Annotated in this window: 14 protein-coding genes; 7 read left to right on the top strand and 7 right to left on the bottom strand. The window is 69.7% G+C overall.

Annotated features, from left to right (window positions below):
• Positions 1-158: 158 nt before the first annotated feature.
• Complete coding sequence (locus BJ964_RS25605) at positions 159-1,235, bottom strand: CinY protein (RefSeq protein ID WP_188123051.1); 1,077 nt, start codon at positions 1,233-1,235, stop codon at positions 159-161.
• A gap of 89 nt (positions 1,236-1,324) precedes the next feature.
• Here BJ964_RS25605 and BJ964_RS48160 point away from each other — a divergent pair, with 89 nt between their 5' ends.
• Entirely contained in the window at positions 1,325-1,489 is a 165-nt protein-coding gene (locus BJ964_RS48160) for a substrate-binding domain-containing protein (protein WP_229807221.1), read from the top strand.
• Positions 1,490-1,568: 79 nt separating this feature from the next.
• Here BJ964_RS48160 and BJ964_RS25595 read toward each other — a convergent pair whose 3' ends face one another.
• Positions 1,569-2,396, bottom strand: coding sequence for a GDSL-type esterase/lipase family protein (locus tag BJ964_RS25595; RefSeq protein WP_188123050.1), 828 nt, complete (start codon positions 2,394-2,396; stop codon positions 1,569-1,571).
• Between the two features lie 245 nt (positions 2,397-2,641).
• Between BJ964_RS25595 and BJ964_RS25590 the strand changes: the two genes are divergently transcribed.
• Entirely contained in the window at positions 2,642-4,255 is a 1,614-nt protein-coding gene (locus BJ964_RS25590; RefSeq protein WP_229807222.1) for a peptide chain release factor 3, read from the top strand.
• Between the two features lie 186 nt (positions 4,256-4,441).
• Here the strand turns inward: BJ964_RS25590 and BJ964_RS25585 are convergent, their stop codons facing one another.
• Positions 4,442-6,319: a glycoside hydrolase family 5 protein gene (locus tag BJ964_RS25585; RefSeq protein WP_188123049.1), complete on the bottom strand. Its 1,878-nt coding sequence runs from the start codon at positions 6,317-6,319 to the stop codon at positions 4,442-4,444.
• Between the two features lie 87 nt (positions 6,320-6,406).
• On the opposite strand from BJ964_RS25585, the gene BJ964_RS25580 reads away from it, so the two are divergent.
• Positions 6,407-6,604, top strand: a complete 198-nt coding sequence (locus BJ964_RS25580) for a DUF4287 domain-containing protein (protein WP_229807223.1) — start codon at positions 6,407-6,409, stop codon at positions 6,602-6,604.
• Positions 6,605-6,646: 42 nt separating this feature from the next.
• On the opposite strand, the gene BJ964_RS25575 is transcribed toward BJ964_RS25580, so the two are convergent.
• A complete protein-coding gene (locus tag BJ964_RS25575; RefSeq protein WP_188123047.1) occupies positions 6,647-8,239 on the bottom strand; it encodes a pectate lyase family protein in 1,593 nt (530 codons plus the stop codon).
• Between the two features lie 137 nt (positions 8,240-8,376).
• Here BJ964_RS25575 and BJ964_RS25570 point away from each other — a divergent pair, with 137 nt between their 5' ends.
• The 3 genes from BJ964_RS25570 to BJ964_RS25560 all read left to right on the top strand — a co-directional run bounded on the left by BJ964_RS25570 (position 8,377) and on the right by BJ964_RS25560 (position 10,871).
• Positions 8,377-9,363: a phosphotransferase family protein gene (locus BJ964_RS25570; protein ID WP_229807224.1), complete on the top strand. Its 987-nt coding sequence runs from the start codon at positions 8,377-8,379 to the stop codon at positions 9,361-9,363.
• A gap of 241 nt (positions 9,364-9,604) precedes the next feature.
• Positions 9,605-9,808 carry a cold-shock protein gene (locus BJ964_RS25565; protein WP_188123045.1) on the top strand — a complete coding sequence of 68 codons (204 nt, stop codon included), beginning with the start codon at positions 9,605-9,607 and terminating at the stop codon, positions 9,806-9,808.
• A 145-nt stretch (positions 9,809-9,953) separates the two neighbouring features.
• The gene (locus BJ964_RS25560) at positions 9,954-10,871 is read left to right on the top strand and encodes a phosphatase PAP2 family protein (protein WP_188123044.1); all 918 of its coding nucleotides are present in this window, start codon (positions 9,954-9,956) and stop codon (positions 10,869-10,871) included.
• On the opposite strand, the gene BJ964_RS25555 is transcribed toward BJ964_RS25560, so the two are convergent.
• Positions 10,799-12,280: a family 43 glycosylhydrolase gene (locus BJ964_RS25555; protein WP_188123043.1), complete on the bottom strand. Its 1,482-nt coding sequence runs from the start codon at positions 12,278-12,280 to the stop codon at positions 10,799-10,801. The two genes, BJ964_RS25560 and BJ964_RS25555, sit on opposite strands and share 73 nt — an antisense overlap.
• Positions 12,281-12,470: 190 nt before the next feature.
• Here BJ964_RS25555 and BJ964_RS25550 point away from each other — a divergent pair, with 190 nt between their 5' ends.
• Positions 12,471-13,916 carry a family 43 glycosylhydrolase gene (locus BJ964_RS25550; RefSeq protein ID WP_188123042.1) on the top strand — a complete coding sequence of 482 codons (1,446 nt, stop codon included), beginning with the start codon at positions 12,471-12,473 and terminating at the stop codon, positions 13,914-13,916.
• 52 nt (positions 13,917-13,968) lie between these two features.
• On the opposite strand, the gene BJ964_RS25545 is transcribed toward BJ964_RS25550, so the two are convergent.
• Together BJ964_RS25545 and BJ964_RS48155 are read right to left on the bottom strand one after the other, a co-directional pair.
• Positions 13,969-15,813: a rhamnogalacturonan lyase gene (locus BJ964_RS25545; RefSeq protein ID WP_188123041.1), complete on the bottom strand. Its 1,845-nt coding sequence runs from the start codon at positions 15,811-15,813 to the stop codon at positions 13,969-13,971.
• An 848-nt stretch (positions 15,814-16,661) separates the two neighbouring features.
• Complete coding sequence (locus BJ964_RS48155) at positions 16,662-19,931, bottom strand: LamG-like jellyroll fold domain-containing protein (protein WP_188123040.1); 3,270 nt, start codon at positions 19,929-19,931, stop codon at positions 16,662-16,664.
• Between the last annotated feature and the right edge of the window lie 86 nt (positions 19,932-20,017).

The following is a 20,017-nucleotide window of genomic DNA, read 5'->3' as shown; positions in this document are numbered from 1 at the left end:
TAGATGACGTGGCTGAGGCTCGGAACGTTGCCTGTCGAGTCGATCGAACTATGCAGGTGTGTTTCTGGAGAGGACATCCTGACAGATCTTGAGCCTGCCCGATACACCGCATCCGCCTTCGATGGCCCGGAAACCCCGATTCAGTGAGGAGACCTGCGTCACCCGGCCGGGTTCCGACGCCGCGACGAGAGCGCGATCACCCCAAGGAACAGGGCAAACATGACAAAGGACGCAATCATCGTACGGTCGGAAGCACCGCCGCAATCGGACAGCGGATCGTCGTGGGTCAGCGCGCACACCATCACCGACGCGCGCCGCTCGCCGTACTCGTCGCGCAACGCGTCCCGCAGTTCCCGCCACTGGTGCCGGCTCTCCACGACGGCGCCGGTCACCGCCTTCGCGAAGTTGGTCCCCACCCGGCCGCGCGGTGTGCCCGGCCCGGTCGCCTCACCGGTGACCGCGTCGATCAGGCCGTTGTCCTTGTTGAGGGCCGCATGGGTGATCCGCCGCTCACACACGCCCACCCCGGGGACGGCGTCGTGCAGCACGAAGCAGCCGGTCGCCAGGTCCGGCGGCACGTCCGGCGCCCCGGTGCCGCGCAGATCGAGCACCGGGCTGGGCGCGGGCCGGTTCAGGCCCGGCGGGTTGTCCGGGCCGACCGGGCGCGCCGGGTCGGCCTCGTCGGCCCAGGAGCTGTGCGCGTAGAAGTCCTGTACGCCGTGCAGCGCCCGCCCGAACTCCTCCAGGGTCGTGCACTTGGCGCGCTGCTCCCCCTGCTCGGCCAGGGCGCAGCCGCCGTCCAGAAGCACCTCGTCCGGCAGGATCCGGCCATACCCGTCGAGCAGTCCCGCGGCGTCGCGGACCGCCGCCCGGAAACGGCCGCGCAGATGCTCCACACAGGCGGTGACGGCCGCGGTGGCCTGGCCCCGGGTGCGCGGGTATCCGCCGGCCAGGAAGTCGGCGTCGTCGCAGTGGGCGGCCGGGACGTTCACCTCGGTGAGGTCCGGTGACCCGACCGCGCCGAACCCCCGGCCGTCCCCGGCGAGCCGGCCGAGCGTGCCGGGCTCGAAACAGTCACGGCCGGGGCAGGCCAGCGCGGCACGGGTGATGTGCTCGTGCTCGCGATGCTGGCCGCCACCCTCGATCGTCCCGAAGGCGGCGGCCGGCGCCGGGGTCACCAGTGCGGCGGCCGCCAGCAGGCACACGAGCACCGCCGCCCCGGGTCTCCGCCTCATCGCCGCAGGATCTCGCGGGGGCCCGGTCGGCGCCTCCTCCCGTACGGATGGGCCGTCGCGGAGCGGAATTCATCAGAAGGAGGAGATCGGTGTCCCTGGAACCACCGCGGGTCGGTCTGGTGCTGGCCCGCGCCTCGCAGGTCCTCGGGGAGGAGCCACGCGAACGCGGTCTCCGGGTCCCGGCGGAGGTCTCGGTCGTGGCCTGGGACGACTCGGCCCAGTGCCAACTCGCCGTGCCGCACTGTCCGCCATGAGCCACGACGTGGGCCGCATCGGCGAACTCGGCGCGGGCGCCATCCTCGACGCCATGCGCGACGCCTCCGCCGACACCGTCTACAGCAGGTAGGTGGCCAGCGGGATGTTCTGGGTGCGGAGTGCGCCGGCGACCAGGCCGGCGATGCGCTGTGCGCCGTATGTCTCGAAGTGGGTGTGGTCGTTGCAGAAGTACTGTCCGACCAGCCCGGCGGTGTAGTCGCCGTTGTTGGGGCAGAGCCGGACCGCGTTGTAGTGGTTGACGCTGAGCGTCTGCAGATCGATGAGCGGGGCGCCGGTCGCGGTGGCGGCCGCCTGGGTCTGGGTGACGAAGCCGCGGTTCTTGACCGCGGTGCTGCCCGAGCAGGTGATGGCCGCCACCGCGGTGAGCAGCACCGGGTGGGCGCCCCGGGCCAGTGCCGTGCGGGCCATCATCGTCATCAGCTGCTGGTAGCGGGCGGCCCCGACATGACGGGGGCAGGTGGTGGAGCCGTCGTTGATGCCGAACTGGATGAACAGGTAGTCGCCGGCCTTGATGCCGTCGAGCACCCGCTGCCAGCGCGCCGACGCCGTCGTCGAGCTCAGCACGCATTCACCGTCGGCGCCGATGGTGGAGGTGACGTTGCCCTCGTAGAGCCACGTCTGGATGCTGCGGCCGCCGAGGGCCAGGTTGTTGACGACGACGTCGCTGGTGAACAGGGGGTCGAACTGGGCGCCCCAGCCCACCGGGCAGGTGGCGGACGGGTTCGCCATGGTGGAGTCGCCGGCGAGCCAGACCGTGGTGGTGGCCGCGGCCTCCGCCGCGGCCGCGGGGCGGGCGCCGCATCCGGGCAGGTCGGCCGAGGCGGGGGCGGCCAGGAGCAGCGGCACGGCGAGTGCGGTGGCGATCAGGAGACGGAGCGTGCGCATGGGTCCTCCATGTGGGGATGCACGGCTACGGGGAGCGGTCGCTGCACGATCGGGGGATGAATCGTTTCACGACAGCCTGTCACCGCGAGACTAGGCATCGATAAACATCGAAGTCAAGGCTCCCGTGACGCCAGGTATGACGCTTCCCACCGGGGCTTTCCGTGGGACTGATCCGGGCCGACCCTAAAGTTGCAGGGGCGGCGGCGCGGAGGCGCCGGGCGGGTCACACGGGAAGTTGGGGTTTCGTGAGTCAGAGCGTGTCGTCAGCAGCCACGACGGCGGGTGTCGGAGTCCAGGCGGCCAAACGGCGTACCTTCGCGGTGATCTCGCACCCGGACGCCGGCAAGTCGACCATGACCGAGGCGCTCGCCCTGCACGCGCGGGTGATCGGCCAGGCCGGCGCGGTGCACGGCAAGGGCGACCGCCGGGGCGTGGTCTCCGACTGGATGGCCATGGAGCAGGAGCGCGGCATCTCGGTCACCTCGGCCGCGTTGCAGTTCTCCTACCGGGACACGGTCATCAACCTGCTGGACACGCCGGGTCACGCCGACTTCTCCGAGGACACCTACCGGGTGATCACCGCGGTGGACAGCGCCGTCATGCTGTTGGACGCCGCGAAGGGCCTCGAACCGCAGACGCTGAAGCTGTTCGAGGTGTGCCGGCAGCGCGGCATCCCGGTGATCACCTTCATCAACAAGTGGGACCGTCCGGGCAACGACGCGCTCGCCCTGATGGACGAGATCGAGCAGCGGATCGGGCTGAAGCCGACGCCGCTGACCTGGCCGGTCGGCATCGCCGGGCACTTCCACGGCGTGATCGACCGCCGGACCGGGGTGTTCACCCGCATGCAGCGCTCCCCCGGCGGCGCCGACCTGGCGATCGAGGAGGACATGACCGCCGAGGAGGCGGCCGAGCGGTTCGGTGCGGACTGGACCACCGCCACCGAGGAGCTGGAACTCCTCGACCTGACCGGCGCCGACCACGACCAGGAGGCGTTCCTGGGGGCGACCACGACTCCGGTGCTGTTCGGCGCGGCGGTCGCGAACCTCGGCGTACGCCAGCTGTTGAACGTGCTCGTGGAGCTGGCGCCGCCGGCGACCGCGCGGCCGACCGCGGCCGGCGCCGACCAGCCGGTCGACGCGCCGTTCTCCGGGTTCGTCTTCAAGATCCAGGCGAACATGAACCGGGCCCACCGCGACCAGGTGGCGTTCATGCGGGTGTGCTCGGGCCGGTTCGAGCGCGGCATGGTCGTCACCCACGGCGGCACCGGCAAGCCGTTCACCACGAAGTACGCGCAGCAGATCTTCGGGCAGGGCCGCGACACCATCGACGAGGCGTTCCCGGGCGACGTGGTCGGCCTGGTCAACGCGACGGCGCTGGGCATCGGCGACACCCTCTACGCGGGCCGCCCGGTGCGGTACCCGGCACTGCCGTCGTTCCCGCCGGAGCACTTCGCCGCGGTCCGCACCGACGACACCTCGGCCTACAAGCGGTTCCGCCGCGGCATCGAGCAGCTCGACGCCGAGGGTGTGATCCAGGTGCTGCGCTCCGAGCAGCGCGGCGACGGCACACCGGTGTTCGCCGCCGTCGGGCCGATGCAGTTCGAGGTCGCCACCCACCGCCTCGAGGCCGAGTTCGGGGTGCGGGTGCGGCTGGAGTTCCTGCCGTACGAGATCGCCGCCGTCACCGACGCGGCCGGCCGCGACATGCTGCGCGGCGAGTCGAACGTCGAGGTGATGACCCGGGTCCGCGACGACGCGCTGCTCGCCGTCTTCCAGCACCGCTGGCGGATGCGCACGGTGGCCGGCCGCCACCCGGGCCTCCGCCTCGACGGGGTGTTCGACGCCGGCCTGTCATAGGCGACGGCGGACAGGCGCCCGGCCGCTCACCAGCAACAGCCAAGGCGCACGCGACCGGACCGCCCGCGGGAGGCACTGGCCGCGCTGCCTGACGCGGACGACCGCCCGGCTGCCCGGCCGCTCACCCGCAACAGCGGAACAGGCGCACGGCTGGGCGCGGACGACGGCGGACAGGCGCCCGGCCGCTCATAGGCGACGGCAGAAGAGGGCGTCCGGGGTTTTCGAGGACAGGAAGCGGCCGGTGTAGGCGATGCCGGCCGCGTACTCGTTGTCGGCGCACTGGCCCTTGTAGTGGCCGCTCGCGAAGTCACCGCCCGGCCCACCGGCCGGGCGGTTGTCGCCGCGGTCGAACCACACGGTCCGGCCGGTGTCGGTGGCCGCCGTGGGCAGGGCGGTGGCGCACAGGACGCTGGACACGGCGGCGCCCCGCACCGCGTAGCCGATCAGCACCGACGACGCCGGGCACTGCAACTTCGTGTAGCCGGACGCCCAGTCCCGGGAGACGTGCCGTTCGTCGGTCACCACCTGGTAGCTGCTCCAGACGGTCGCGCCGGACACGTCGGTGCACAGGCCGCGGTTGCCGGTGTGGCTCAACCCGATCAACCGTTGACCGTCCGGGCAGGCGGCCTTGCGGGCGCCCCGGTCCCAGTCCGGCTGTGCATGCATCAACGTTGACGCGATGAAGTCAACATGATCCGGGCTCAACATTGACCGCGACGGGACCGGATCAACGTACCCCTGTCGTGTCGTGGCGTTGACCAGCCGCTGCCAGGCGGCCGACCGCCAATCCGGACCGTCGAGCAGCCCGGATCGCCGCCCCGCGGCATCGAAGAACAGCAGCCCCCACTCGTTGCCGCTCTCCGCCCAGCCGACCACCGGCCAGTAGGCGAAGTCGGCGTCGGCCCGGATCAGGATGTCGACGAAGTTCTCGAACCAGGCCCGTTGCAGACTGCCCGGCGCGGCGTCGGCGGCCACCCCGAACTCGCTGATCCACACCGGCGCCGTGAAGTGGTTGCCGGGCTCCCCCGCCACGAACAGGGCGTCCCGCTGCACGACGGCGGCCAGATCGGCGGCGCTCAGATCCCGGTAGCGGGGATCGCTGGTCTCGCCGGTCCCGGTGGCACCGCTGTGATTCGGGCCGGTGTAGTCGTAGAAATGCGCCGAATACACCAGCTTCCCGGACCGGACCAGGGTGTGCGACAGGGTACGGACCGGCCGCAGCGTGGGCCGCTCGTGCGCGAACCCGTCCACCGGGATCCCGGTCCAGTTGATCCCCTCCACGATGATCAGCAGGTTCGGGTTGGCCTCGGCGAGGATCCGGTCGCCGGTGCGCTGCGACGCGGCGAACCAGTCGTGGGCGTTTCCCCAGCCCCAGTTCGGGTCGTCCAGGACGGTACGCCGCACCTCGTTGTAGAGGTCGGCACCGACCACCCGCGGATTGTCGCGGTAGCGCCGGGCCATGAACAGCCAGTCGTCCTCCCACTGCTGCACGCTCTGCGACGTGTTCCAGCGCTCGTTGCCGTCGACGGCGCAGCACCAGCGGGTGGTGTTGGTGTGGTTGTTGAGGATGACGGCGATCCCGGCGCCGGTGAGCGCGGCGACGACCCGGTCGTACACCTGCAACGGCGTGAGCCCGCGCAGCTGCGGATTCGCGGCGACGGCCGGGTCGGTCACCGGGACGGTGTCGCGCAGCATCTCGTTCGAGAACGGCAGCCGTACGCTGTTGAGCCCCAGCTCCCGAAATCCGGCGACGATGGTGTCCAGCGGCGCCCGGTCGAGCCCGAGCGGGATCCGCCCCGAGTTCTCCCCCGCGTGGTGGTTGGCGTTGTCGGCCGTGTCGCCGGAGCCGTTCCACGTGCCGTTCGCGCCGTGCCAGTTGCCGGAGCGCAGTTTGAAACGCTGCCCGTCGGCGTCGACGATGTAGCGGCCACGGGTCGACAACGGGCCGGTCCATCCGGTTTCGGCCGCGACGGCGGACGGCGCGCCGGGCAGCAGGGTCGCGAACGACAACGACAGGACAACGAGCAGGCGTACGACGATGAGCACCCATCCATTGAAGAACATGAACGGATTTCAGGAAATACCTTTCGGTGACCCAGATCACCGATGAGTTCCCGGGCCGGGGCCGGTCCACCCCGTATGACCAACCCGGTGAAGGGCCCTGCCAGCTATTTTCCGTCGATCGAGAAGAAGTACGGGCAGCCGATCGCGTACTGGACCGAACTCATCCGCTCGTCCCCGCTCACCCGGCACGGCGAGCTGGTCTCCTGGCTGAAGACCGAGCACGGCCTCGGGCACGGGCACGCCAACGCCCTGGTCGCCCACACCCTCGCCGAACAGAAGAACTGAGCCGTCGCCGGACCGGGGTGCGCCCGGTCCGGCGACGGTCCGTCAGGAGGCGTACGTCTGGAATTCGGCGATCTTCGGCGTACCGGAAGAGCTTGTGATCTTGAAGGTCAGCTTGGTGGTGGCGGTGGCCGCGAAGGTGACGGTCCCGCCGCCCGTGCCGGAGGCCAGGACCGCGCCGGTCGCGCCGTTGATCACCTGGTAGGCGCCGATCGACGAGCCGGACGCCTCGACGATGGTGATGCGGGAGACCTTGGTGGCCGCCGACCACTTGATCGAGATGTCACCGGTGGCGCCGCTCGGCGACCAGTAGGTGGCCGTGTTGCCGTCCTTCACGTTGCCGTAGCTGGTGCCGCTCGCCTTGCTGGAACCGTCCGCGCCGGCGCCGATGCTCAGGTTGACGCCGCTGGTCGCGGTGACCGTCGGAGAAGCGGTCGCCGAAGCGGTCGCGGTGGGAGAAACGGTGGCGGTCGCGGTGGGAGAAACGGTGGCGGTCGCGGTGGCGGTGGCCGAGGTGGTCGGCGCTGCGGTGGCGCTGCACTTGCCGTCCGAGACCTTCAGCCCGGTGCCGGCGCCCGCGGTGGCCGCCACGATCGACGGCACGCAGGACGCGTTGTCCAGCGCGAACGCGTACGGGATGGTGACGCTGGTGGTGGACACCAGGTCCGGGCCGGCCGGGTTGTTCTCGGTGCCCTTCGCCGACCAGGTCACGTTGTCGAGGACGTTGCCGGACACCTGCCAGTAGCCGGCCGCGTCGGTGTAGAAGGTGCCGAGCACGTCCTTCGAGTCCTCGAAGTAGTTGTTGTCCACCCGGGCCTTGGCGCCGGCCCGCGAGTTGATGCCCGACTCGTTGAGGCTGAAGTAGTGGTTGTTGTAGATGTGGGCGATCCCGCCGCGCAGCAACGGCGTACGCGAGTCGATGTTCTCGTATTTGTTGTGGTGGAACGTGATGTTGGTGTTGCCGGTGTCGGTCTCGCTGGAGCCGATCAGGCCACCGCGGCCGGAGTTGCGCAGGATGCTGTAGGACAGCGTCACGTACTCGGTGTCGTCCTTCATGTCGAACAGGCCGTCGAAGCCCTCCGACTCACCACCCGAGGCGATCAGCGTGGTGTGGTCCACCCACACGTTGCGGACCGTGCTCTCCATGCTGATCGCGTCGCCACCGTTGGACAGCGGCGAGCCGGACTTCTTGACGTTCTGCACCGTCACGTTCTGGATGACGATGTTGCTGGAGTCCCGGATGTGGATACCGAGTTGATCGAACGTGGCGCCCGCGCCCACGCCGACGATCGTGACGTTGCTGATCTCTTTCAGCTCGATCTTGTCGGCCGCCGTGTTGCAGCTGTCGCCGGACACCTTGGTCGTGTTGCCGTGATTGATCGTGCCCTCGACCTGGATGATGATCGGCGTGTCGCTCGCCGCCCGGGTGCACAGCGCGTTGTGGATCTGGGTGCCGGTGGTGGCCTTGACGGTGGCCCCGCCCGCGCCGCCGGTGGTGCCGCCGTTCTCGCTGGCGAAACCGGTGACGGTGGCCTCCGCGGCCGACGCGTCGTGCTGAGGCAGCCCGAAGGCGATGGCTCCGGCGACGCCGGCCACGCCGAGGACGGCGGAGAGTCGCAGCGCGACTGATCGTTTCATGGTGTTCACCTGTTCTCCGGGGGATGAGGCGGCGGGCACTGGGGGATGGCCGCCGTGTCGATCACCCACTAGTGGTGACGGATCATGGATTGGTTGCTCCCATCGGAGAAAAATCTCGTCCCGGTAGGGTCGGGCGGGTGAGCGAGCCGAGCCCGACCCAGCGCCTCCTCGATGCCACCGACATCGAACGATCGGTGGCCACGGTTCTCCCGGGCCGGCGGGTGGTGACGTCCGCACCGCTCAGCGGGGGCGGTTTCGCCACGGTCTGGTCGGCACGGCTGGACGACGGCGCCGACGTGGTGCTCAAGGTGGCGCCCCGCGACGATGTGCGATTGCTGCGCTACGAGCGGGATCTGATCGCCGCCGAGGGCCGCTACCTGCGGCGGCTGGCGGCCGAGGCGCCGGAGGTGCGGGTGCCGCGGGTGCTGCACGCGTCGCCGGATCTCCTGGTCACCGAACGCCTGCCCGGCCGCAACCTGTTCGAGGTCCAGTCGGGCCCGGCGCCGGTGGACGACGCGCCGGTCCGGGCCGCGTTCGGCGCCGAACTGGCTCGGGTGCACCGGCTCACCGGCGACCGGTTCGGCTACGACGCCGGCCGGACCAGCGCCTCCACCTGGTCGGCCGCGTTCCTCGCGATGATCGATGACCTGCTCGACGACGCGGCCGAGTGGCAGGTCGAGACGCCCGCCCCGGCCGGGCGGATCCGCGACCTGATCGTCCGGCACGCGGGACTGCTCGACAGCGTGCGCCGCCCGGCGCTGCTGCACTTCGACGGCTGGGACGGCAACCTGCTGGTGGCGGACGGCCGCCTGACCGGGTTCGTGGACGGCGAGCGGTTCCTCTACGGCGACCCGCTGCTCGACTTCACCTCGGCCGCCCTGTTCCGGCGCATCGAGGACGAACCCGAACACCCCTTCCTCCAGGGGTACGGCGGGGTCCGTCTCGACGCACCGGTGCTGCGCCGCCTCAGCCTCTACCGGCTGCACCTCTACCTGCTGATGACCGTGGAGATGCCGAGCCGGCGGATCACCCGGGAGGCGCAGCCGGACCGCTACGAACGGCTGGCCGAACTGCTCGACGGGGAGCTGACCGAACTGGCCCGCCCGGTGCCGGCCCCCGTCTGAGGGCCCTCGCGATCGCGCCGCCGTGCGACACCGGTCCCGTTCACCCGACGGCGCCGGTTCGCTGTGGTAGGTTTCCCGATGTTGCACTCTTGATTTCCGTAGACGTATCAAGCGCCTGATGGGTCATCCAACAACCCATCCGGGCGCTTTTCGTTTTCGTGTCGGTTCGGCGCGGGCGATCAACTGGGCGGCGACGAGGGCCGGGCTTTGCGGCCCTCCTACAGCCTGCTAAGGAGCAGACATGGCTACAGGCACCGTGAAGTGGTTCAACGCCGACAAGGGTTTCGGCTTCATCAGCCAGGATGACGGCGGCCCCGACGTCTTCGCGCATTTCTCGGCGATCGCGACGAGCGGATTCCGCACCCTGGAAGAGAATCAGCGCGTGGAGTTCGACATCGCCCAGGGCCAGAAGGGTCCGCAGGCGGAGAACATTCGTACGATCTGATCTCCGATCTTCGAACGGCGGCCCGGCTGGTTCAGCGGGTCGCCGTTCGTCATTCCACCGTGATCGGCGGCCGGGGTCCCTGAGAAGCGCCGGTTGACCCGGGGTTCTAAGCTCGGTCGCTCGACATGCTGGAGGCGGCCGCGACATGACCGACATGACCCACCGGCGTCGTCTGCTGGCACCGCTGGTCGTCGGCGTGCTCGCCGCTCTCGGGACGCTGGCGACCTATCACGTGTTCGTGCGCACCATCTCCGGGCAGTGGCTGGACACCGCGGCGATGCTCGGCACCGACGTGGATCATCCCCGGCTCGTGCAGATCCTGACCCGGGTGCTGAACGGCACCACGCTGGCCGGTCTGGTGCTGGTCTGCCTGGTCGTGGTCGCGGTCGGCGTGATCCGGCGGCGGCCCGGCCTGGCGGTGGCGGCGGCCGTGCTGGTGCTCGGCGCGAACGGCACCACCCAGCTCCTCAAGGACGTCCTGACCCGGCCGCCCATCGACCGGCTGGAGTTCGCGAACTCGTTGCCCAGTGGCCATACGACGGCCGCCGCGTCGGTGGCGTTCGCGGTGGTCCTGGTACTGCCCGAGGCGGTCCGCGCCACCGCCGCCCTGTGCGGGGCCGGTTACACGGCGGCCATCGCGATCGCCACCGTGTGGTCGCAGTGGCACCGGCCCAGTGACGCGGTCGCCGCCATGCTCGTGGTGCTGGGCTGGGGTGCGCTGGTGCTCCTCGGCGTACGGCTGGCGAGCCGGGACCGGGCGGCCGCGACCGGCCGCCCGAGCCCGCTGGGTGTGCTGCCGCTGGCCCTGACCGGCCTGGTCACGGCGCCCGCCGCGGCTCTCGGCTTCCTCGCCGCGAAGGCGTCCGAGCCGATGACCACCACCCCGGAGCCGAGCCGTATCGCTGTCGCCTCCGGGGCGGCCGGGATCGCCGCGGTCGTCGCCGGCGCCTTCCTGGTGTGGCTGTGGCTGGCGACCGACGGCGAACGCGGTCAGGAGGTGCGGCGGAAGGTGGCGTCGGCGCGTTCGGTGGCGGTGGAGACGGGGTCGATCCGCAGCACGTAGTTGCTGTGCCGGATGTAGCGGTCCGGGAAGTTGTACGACTGGAACGACGACCAGGAGGAGTCCGCCAGCCCGGCCACCTGACGGAAGGTGGCGTCCTGCCGGAACGTCGCCGTCCCGTTGTTCGGTTCGAGCCGCAGGACGTAGTTGTTGTGCCGCAGGTAGTGGCCGGGGAAGTTGACCGACTCGAACGACACGGCGGTGCTGTCGGCGAGACCGGCCACGACACGGAACTGCGAGTCCAGCGCCGGGGTCACGTTCGCGTCGATGCGGGTGGCGAAGTTCGAGTGGCGTACGAATCGATCCTGGAAGTTGTAGGACTGGATCCGCTGGACCGTGACCGCGCCCGGGTTGCCCAGCTCGCCGGAGGGTCCGGCCAGCACCGTCGCGGTGGAGACCGGGACGCCCAGGTTGGGGGTGCCGTCGGCGTTCCAGGAGATCCGCTGGGCCCGGCTGGTACGCGTGGTGCCGCACCCCTGCGAGGTGGAGTCGTTGGCGTGGTAGACGATCCAGTCCTCGGTGCCGTCCGGTGACTTGAAGAAGCTGTGGTGGGCCGGCCCGTAGACCCCGTTGGCGTCGCTGCGCTGGAAGAGCGGGTTGGCGAGCTTGGTCCACGCGGAACGGCTGAGCGGGTCGGAGCCGGTGAGCTCGAGCGCGCCGATCTTGTAGTCGGGGGTGCCGCAGTAGCTGGCCGAGTAGGTCAGGAAGGTGCGGCCGTTGCGCTGGAGCACGTACGGCCCCTCGTTGACCGGGTTGCCGACCCGCTCCCAGGACAGCGTCGGCTCGGAGATGATGATGCCGAGCGACGCCGGTGTCCACGGGTTGGTCAGGCGGGTGATGAAGAGGCTCTGGAGCCCGCCGTTCTCGAATCCGCTGTTGTTGTTGAAGGCGGAGAACACGAAGTAGTTGACCCCACCGACGGTCATCACGCTGCCGTCGATCGACCAGCCGTTGTTCGGCATCAGGGTGAGTGCGCCCTTGTACGTGTACGGCCCCATCGGGTCGGTGCCGGCGCTCTCCAGCACGTGCTGGCGCTGCCCGCCGCAGCAGGCCGACGGCCCGGCCGAGTAGTAGAGGTACCAGCGCTGCCCGTTCGGCCCGTTGAGCAGGTGCAGGCTGGGCGCCCACATGTTCGACACCGCGTTGGGCTGCGACATCGTGAACACGGTCGTCTCGGCGGCGGTCTTCAGCCCGGCCAGGGTGGCCGACCTACGGATGAGGATCTTCCCGGTCCACGTCGTGGCGGCGTAGTAGTAGTTGCCGTTGTAGTAGCTCATCCACGGGTCGGCGCTGTTGGGCGTGCCGACGACGGGGTTCTGATAGGACGCTCCCGGCGCGGCGAGGGCTGGGTCGGGCGTCCCGATGAGAGCCATCGCGGTGATCAACGCGGTGATCATGGCCCGTATCCGCACGGCGCGCCTCCTCAGCGTTAACGCTCACAAAGATGACCGGCATGTTACGAGACATCCATACCCGTCACAAGGCTTGATCTCCAGCTCCCGCGACCGCCTTCTATTTCGGCGACGTTTCTTGACGTAACGGGTGATCGACGTGCATGTTAACGATCACACATCCCGTCCCCACCCCACAAGGAAGTCATCGATGGATCTTCGTGCTCGAGTCCGTCGCAAGCTCACCGTCGCGCTGGCCGTGACGGTCGTGCTGCTGGCCGGCTTCGCCTCCCCGGCGTCCGCCCAATACATCAGCGTCAAGAACCCGGTCATCTCGCAGCGCGCCGACACCGCGATCTTCAAGCACACCGACGGCTACTACTACATGACCGCGTCGGTGCCCGACTACAAGCGCGTCGAACTGCGCCGTGCCACCACCCTCCAGGGTCTCGGCACCGCCGCCACGAGCAACGCGTTCGTCGCCCCGTCCAGCGGCGCCCTCAGTGGCTGGATCTGGGCGCCCGACATCCAGTACATCGACGGCGCCTGGTACATGTACTTCTCGGCGTCGCCCAACACCGCCCAGTTCGACCAGCGGCTCTACTGGATCCGCAACACCAGCGCCAACCCCATGACCGGTACGTGGAGCGCCCCGCAGCGCTTCAACACCGGCTGGGAGTCGTTCCAGCTGGACGCCGCGGTCTTCGTCAACAAGGGTGTCCGCTACTTCGCCTGGGCCCAGGACAGCCCGTCCACCAGCTTCAACAGCCACATGTACATCGCCAAGATGAACGGCCCGACCGCGATCACCGGCACCGCCGTGGAGATCGCCCGGCCCACCGTGGCGTGGGAGAAGGAGGGCGTCGCCGGCGTCGTCGAGGGGCCGTCGCCGCTGGTCAAGAACGGCCGCGTCTACATCGCCTACTCGGCGTCCGCGACCGACTCCCGCTACAAGCTGGGCCTGCTGTCCTCGTGGGACACCGCCGACCTGCTCGACCCGGCGTCCTGGTACAAGCACCCGAACCCGGTCTTCCAGACCGCGAACGGCGTCTACGGTCCCGGCCACGGCAGCTTCACCGTCGCCGAGGACGGCGTCACCGACATGCTGGTCTACCACGCCCGCGACTACGCCACCCCGACGCCGGACGCGCTGACCGACCCGAACCGGCACACCCGCATGCAGCAGCTTCTGTGGCGGGAGAACGGCGACCCGTTCTTCGGCCAGCCGATCCCGAGCACCGTCACCAACCCGGGCATCCGGGGCCAGCACAGCAACCGGTGCGTCGACAACTACAACCGCGACACCACGCTCGGCGCCCTGGTCCGCCTCTACGACTGCAACGGCGGCACGGCCCAGCACTTCGAGCTGACCTACAAGAACGGGTCGTACTACGAGATCCGTAACCGCAACACCGGCACCTGCCTGTCGAACATCAACGCCAGCACCGCCGCGAACGCCGACGTCGGCCTCTACACCTGCAACGGCTCCACCAGCCAGCAGTGGATCGTGCTGGACCGGGGCAGCGGCTGGTTCTCGCTGCGCAACGTCGCCGGCAACACGTGCCTGGACAACTACAACTGGGACGCCGCCAACGGCGCCCGCCTCTCCCTCTACACCTGCAACAGCCTGGCCGCCCAGAACTGGCGACTCGGCTGACCTTGACGAAGGGGCGGCGGCATCTGCCGCCGCCCCTTCGTCATGCGGAAACTCAGCCGATCGCGAAGCTCGGGTGCGGCGGCTGGTTGTACGCGGTGTTCTGCCAGGCGACCGCCTCCCGGTACTGCCGGTCCTGCATCAGCGAGGCCCGCGAGATGCTGGTCGCATCGGTGGTCGAGTAGATCCGCAGGGCGGTGTTGTTCGTGGTCGGCCAGATGACCTCCTCGCGCCAGTCACCGAGGATGTCGGCCTGCAACGACGGGGTGGCCTTGGTGCCGTTGTTCGAGTGCACGCCGCTGGCGGTCAGCAGCCGGGTGTCGGCGCCGGTCCCGTACTTGTCGATCCGGGTCTGGTCGAGCAGCTCCCGCTGGGCGTCACCGTCCCACCAGATCACGAAGTTCGTCGACGACGGCTTGCGGCCGATGTTCGCGCCGCTGGCGCTGCGCAGGCCGTCGACCGCCGACGACCACGACTCGGCGCCCGCGCTGCCCGCGTAGATGTCGGCGGACACGCCCCGGCCGTTGTCGCAGCCGCACGTCGCGGTCGACCAGATCAGAGCACCGGTACGGGCGTCCGCCATCCACATGGCCGGCTTGGTCCCGTCCTCGGACACCTTGAAGACCTCCTGCCCCGACCGGCTCGGGATCAGGTCGCTGACGTGGTAGGCGTCGCCGTGTCCCCGGCCCGTGGTCCACAGTCCGTAGCCGTTGTCGTCGACCGCCATGGCGCCGTACATGATCTCGTCGCGGCCGTCGGCGTCCACGTCGGCGATCGACAGCTGGTGGTTGCCCTGCCCGGCCCAGGCGGAGCCGTTGGTGGACGAGTTGCTGTCGAACGTCCACTTCCGGGTCAGCGCGCCGTTGCGGAAGTCCCAGGCGACGATCACGCTGCGGGTGTAGTAGCCGCGGGCCATGATGATGCTCGGGTACGACCCGTTGAGGTAGGCGGTTCCGGCCAGGAACCGGTCGACGCGGTTGCCGTAGGAGTCGCCCCACGACGAGACGGTGCCGCGGGCGGGCACGTAGTCGGCGGTGGCCATGGCCCGCCCGGTCTGCCCGTTGAACACGGTCAGGAACTCGGGACCGGACAGGATGTAGCCCGACGAGTTGCGGTAGTCGGCGCTCGAGCTGCCGATCACCACGCCGGCGCCGTCCTTCGTACCGTCGGCGGTCTTCATCGCGACCTCGGCCTTGCCGTCGCCGTCGTAGTCGAACACCTGGAACTGGGTGTAGTGCGCGCCCGCCCGGATGTTGCGGCCCAGGTCGATGCGCCACAGCCGGGTGCCGTTGAGCTTGTAGGCGTCGATGAACACGTTGCCGGTGTAGCCGGACTGCGAGTTGTCCTTGGCGTTCGACGGGTCCCACTTGAGGACGATCTCGTACTGGCCGTCGCCGTCGAGGTCGCCCACCGACGCGTCGTTGGCCGAGTAGGTGTAGGCCACCCCGTCCGGTGTGGTGCCGCCGCCCGGGATCTGGATCGGCACGTCCTGGTAGGCGGCCAGCAGCCCGACGCTGGGTTCCTCGGCGGCCAGGGTGACGGCCTCGGCGCCGTCGACGACCGGCCGCACGGTGTAGGAGGCGCCGGCCGGCGCGCCGGCGTCGGTGTAGTTCGTGCCGGCGGCGATCGGCGCGGCGTTGACCTTGACCGATCCGCGGTAGACGTTGAACGCCACCCCGGCCGGGTCCGACGTGAGCAGCCGCCACGACAGGAAGTTCCCGCCCGACGTGCGCAGAGCGATCAGACCACGATCAAGATCTTCAGTGGTACGGGCGGACGGCGCGGCAGCCGCGAGGGGGCCGCTCTCGGCGGCGGCGGCCACGGAGGTGGCGCCGCCGAGCAGGAGCAGGGTCGTGGCCGTCAGCGCGACGGCCTTCCGGGGCAGGGCAGAGATGTGCATGGGGATCCCATCGTGTGCAGGAACGGGGACACACGGACCGCGCTCGGGGAAAGCGCGGGCGGAACGAGCCTCGGGGCGGCTCGCGGTTTCTTGAGTATGTTAACGATTCAATCGAGGGTCAAGCTTCGATGTCCATCGATTGAATTTCGGCACTGCCGGGCTCACGTCGGACACGGCCGGACACCGGCCGAAATCGGCGCTCCGGCTGTCCCAGCAGCTCAGCACGGTCGCACGACACCGTCCGGCATGCCGCGGGCAACCCGGCACGGCCTCTCCCCGCGTAGATTCCGGCGGCCGGAACGGGACAGAGACCGGGAGAGACGATGCGCGACCTGGACGCGGGCGAGCTGGACCGGTTGAAACGCTCGAATCGCCAACTGAAGCGGTCGGCCGTGGCGGTGGTCGTGCTGATGGGCGCGGTGCCGGCGGTCGCGATCGCCAGCGGCGCCACCCAGCTGGCGAGCTTCGGCGGGCCGCTGGGCGTCGCGGTCGGGGCCGTCCTCAGGGTCCCGCACCGCCGGATGCTGACCGAACTGGGTCTGACGCCCGCCGAGGGCAAGGCCGTCCTCCGGCAGGAGCGGCTGCGCCTCAAGGGCATCACCGCCCTGCCGGTGCAGAAGCGGGTGCAGCGCGAGACCGTACGCGCCCGGGCCTGGCTGATCGCCGGCCTGGTGAGCCTGGTGATCTTCGTGGTGGCGGCGAACTACTTCTTCGGTCATGTCCGGCGCCGGGATCAGGACGATCCCGGCGCCGGGATCAGGACGATCCCGGCGCCGGGACGGCCTGCCGGCTCCAGCCATCCTCGCCGGAGTGGGTCAGCAGGCCCCGGCCATCCTCGCCGGGGCCGGTCAGGCGGCCTCGGCCGTGTAGAGGGCGGACACCTCCTCGTCGGTCAGGCCGCGGTTGTAGGCGTGCACCCGGTCGATCGAGCCGGACCAGAAGTCGGTGCGGTTGCCCGCGTACTTCGCCCGGCCCACCGACAGCGGGCCGGTGCTCACCACGTCCGGACCGGCCGGGACCGTGGCGACACGCTTGCCGTCGACGTAGAGGCGGATCTCGCCGGTGGTGTGGTCGCGGACGCCGGTCAGGTGGTACCAGCGGTTCAGTTCGGGCGTGGTGACCAGCCGGGCCCGGTTGCCGCCGGGGGTGCTGAACGCGAAGGCGCCCTGCCCGTACTGGAGGTAGAAGGGGTTCTCGGTGCGGCGGCCGTCCTGGCTGAGCGCGGTGGCGTAGTTGCCGGGCAGTTCGTCGAGGGTCACCCAGGCCGCGACCGTGTAGTCCTTCGTGGTGTCGAGCACCGGCGCCGCCGTGTCGGCGTAGTCGCCGTCACCGTCGAACCGCAGCGCCGTGCCGCTCACGCCGGGAGCCCACGCGGTGTCGCCGGTCAGGGTGAGGTGGCTGTCGCCGCCGCTGTCGCGGGCGGTCGTGCCGCTGCCCTCGTCCAGGTTCCAGTCGCCGTGCCCGGGATACGTCCGGGCCTGACCGGACGCCGCCCCGGCCGCGATCACTTTCGCGTTCACCGCCCGTACCGCCGAGGGGTTGACCTTTATCTCTCGCCGGTCGTAGGTCCAGAGGCCGTTGAGCTCGGTCTCCAGGTCGGTGATCTGCGTGTAGACCGAGCCGGACAACTCGGCCCCGGCCGCCTCCAGGTAGAAGCGCTCGGTGTTGTCGACGTACTTCGCGGTCAGTGCCGCCTTGTCGGCGACTCCGCTGTAGATGACGGCGGGCGTGCCCGGCCACATGTGCCCGGGGGTGCGCAGGGTGAAGCCACCGTGTTCACCGTCCATCGCGATACGGGTGGCGTCCGGGTAGGGCGGATCATTGTTGACGTAGTCGTGGTGATCGATCACGTCACCCTTGCCGGAGTCACCCTTGGACGCGCAACAGTTGACGCCACTGTGCGCATTGACGATGCGGGACGGGTCGTCAATCTTGACGGCGGTGGCGATCTGTCCAGTCGTCGTGCGGTCCCATTCACCCCAGCCCTCGTTGAAGACGATCCACCCGATGATCGACGGGAAGCCGTGCAGCTGGCGCATCATCTCCCGGCTCTGGCTCAGGAACGCCTCCTGGCCGGCCGTGCTGTTGATGTCGGCGGAGACGAAGTCCTGCCAGACGAGCAGGCCGAGTTCGTCGGCGTGCCGGTACCAGCGGGCCGACTCCACCTTGATGTGCTTGCGGACCGCGTTGAAGCCGAGCTTCTTCGTCTCCTCCAGGTCGAAGCGCAGGGCCGCGTCGCTGGGCTGGGTGTACAGGCCGTCCGGCCAGAACCCCTGGTCGAGGGTGGCGAGCGAGAAGATCGGCTTGCCGTTCAGCACCAGTTTCGGAAAACCACCGACGTTCTGGACGGCGACTTCACGGAGGCCGAAGTAGCCGCGAACGGAATCGCCGCGGACAGCGTCTCCGCGGACGGAATCGCCGCGGACGGAATCGCCGCGGACAGCGTCGCCGCGGACAGCGTCGCCGCGGACGGAATCGCCGCGGACGGAATCGCTGCCGAGCCGCACGTCGAGGTCGTAGAGGTAGGGGTCGTCGGGGCTCCACAGACGCGGCTTATCGATCTTGAGCCGGACGTCGGTGTTGGTCCTCGCTACAGCCCTACCCGAGATCCGGCCCTTCCTGTCCCGGGCCACGATGACCGCCGTCGCATCGGCCGCGGAATCGACCCGGACGACGACCGACCCGGTCGCGACGTCGGGGGTGATGACGAGGCCGTCGACGGCGACCGGCGCGACCGGCTCCATCCAGACCGTCTGCCAGATGCCGGACGACGGCTCGTAGACGATGCCGCCCGGGTTCAGCGACTGCTTGCCCTTCGGCTGGTTCGGCCCGGTCACGTCGGTGACCGCGACGATGATCTCCTGCGGCCCGTGCCTACGGAGCGCGCCGGTGATGTCGGCGGTGAACGCCGTGTAGCCGCCGGTGTGCGTGATGACGAGCGTGCCGTTGACCCACACCTTCGCCTCGTAGTCGACGGCGCCGAAGTTGAGCCTGATCCGCTTGCCGGTCCAGTTGCCGGGAACGGTGACGAGCTTGCGGTAGAACATGTGGTCCTCGCGCCGTTCGATGCCGGACAGCAGCGACTCGACCGGGTAGGGCACGATGATCCGCTCGCCGAGGGCCTTGCCGAAGACCGGCTGCTCCCCGGCCTGGGCGGCGGCGAACTCCCACGGCCCGTTCAGGTTGATCCAGTCCTTGCGGATCAACTGTGGACGCGGGTATTCGGGCAGGGGATGACGCTCGTCGACCCGGTCGCCCCACGGGGTGGTGAGCCGGTGCGTGGACGTGTTGCCCGCCGAACGGATGACCTGCGGAACGGTCTCGCCGCCGACGACGAGCCCGCCGGTGCCGTCGTAGTTGACGCGGACCCGCTGGTCCTTCTGGATCTTCTCGCTGAGGGTGACGACCGCCTTGTCGCCGCTCCCGCGGACGCTCCGGATCGGGAAGACGGTGGTGTCGACCTCGACCTTGAGGTGTTCGGCCAGCGCGCCGAGGTCGTCAACGGCCGCGTCGAAGTCGGCGATCAGGGTGCGGCCGTCCGGCTGGACGGTGAACGCGACCGGGAAGATCTGGAAGCCGTCCGGCGGCGTGAAAGCGCTCTCCGGAACGATCTGCTTATCGAGCCCGGCGCCCGACCAGCGCAGGAACAGGTTCGCGCCGCCGACGTCCTGGAACATCTCGATGCGGAGGTCGTGCGCCTCCCCCGCCACCAGCGGCACCGGGGCACTGACCTGCTCGCGGTCCCAGTCACCGACCCAGTGGTCGATCACCGGCCGCCCGTCGATCAGGAACCGGAACCCGTTGTCGCCGATCATGGAGAACGTGTAGTCGCCGGTGGCCGGCGCGGTGATCTTCCCGGTCCAGCGGGCGGTGGTGTGCTCGGTGCGCCCGGTCAGCGACTCGAACGTGCCGGCCAGGCCGGGCAGGTCGATGTTCGGGTCGAGCACGATCCCGCCGAGTTCGGCGAAGTCCCGGGCGCCCGGTGCGGACATCCGGAAGTACTCACCCTTGAGACCGTGCACCGGCGCCGCGGCGGAGGCGGGCGCGGCGGGCACGCCGAGGACGGAGAGAACCAGCAGGACGGCGAGGAGCAGGGTTCTCCCGGGTGATCGGGGCATCGATTGTTTCCCTTCGATCGACGAGACTGCAAACACACTGAACTATTTGCATGTATGAAGTCAACAGAAGGCAACAGCTTCGGACA

Origin of the sequence: Actinoplanes lobatus (assembly GCF_014205215.1) — a bacterium.
GTDB lineage: Bacteria > Actinomycetota > Actinomycetes > Mycobacteriales > Micromonosporaceae > Actinoplanes > Actinoplanes lobatus.
This window is presented reverse-complemented; position numbering and strand designations above follow the sequence as displayed.

Coding starts and splice junctions, on each gene's coding strand:
- BJ964_RS25545 (WP_188123041.1), bottom strand. CDS start 15,813: ATGCACATCTCTGCCCTGCCCCGGAAGGCCGTCGCGCTGACGGCCACG.
- BJ964_RS25585 (WP_188123049.1), bottom strand. CDS start 6,319: ATGTTCTTCAATGGATGGGTGCTCATCGTCGTACGCCTGCTCGTTGTC.
- BJ964_RS25560 (WP_188123044.1), top strand. CDS start 9,954: ATGACCGACATGACCCACCGGCGTCGTCTGCTGGCACCGCTGGTCGTC.
- BJ964_RS25605 (WP_188123051.1), bottom strand. CDS start 1,235: ATGAGGCGGAGACCCGGGGCGGCGGTGCTCGTGTGCCTGCTGGCGGCC.
- BJ964_RS25575 (WP_188123047.1), bottom strand. CDS start 8,239: ATGAAACGATCAGTCGCGCTGCGACTCTCCGCCGTCCTCGGCGTGGCC.
- BJ964_RS48155 (WP_188123040.1), bottom strand. CDS start 19,931: ATGCCCCGATCACCCGGGAGAACCCTGCTCCTCGCCGTCCTGCTGGTT.
- BJ964_RS25595 (WP_188123050.1), bottom strand. CDS start 2,396: ATGCGCACGCTCCGTCTCCTGATCGCCACCGCACTCGCCGTGCCGCTG.
- BJ964_RS25550 (WP_188123042.1), top strand. CDS start 12,471: ATGGATCTTCGTGCTCGAGTCCGTCGCAAGCTCACCGTCGCGCTGGCC.
- BJ964_RS25565 (WP_188123045.1), top strand. CDS start 9,605: ATGGCTACAGGCACCGTGAAGTGGTTCAACGCCGACAAGGGTTTCGGC.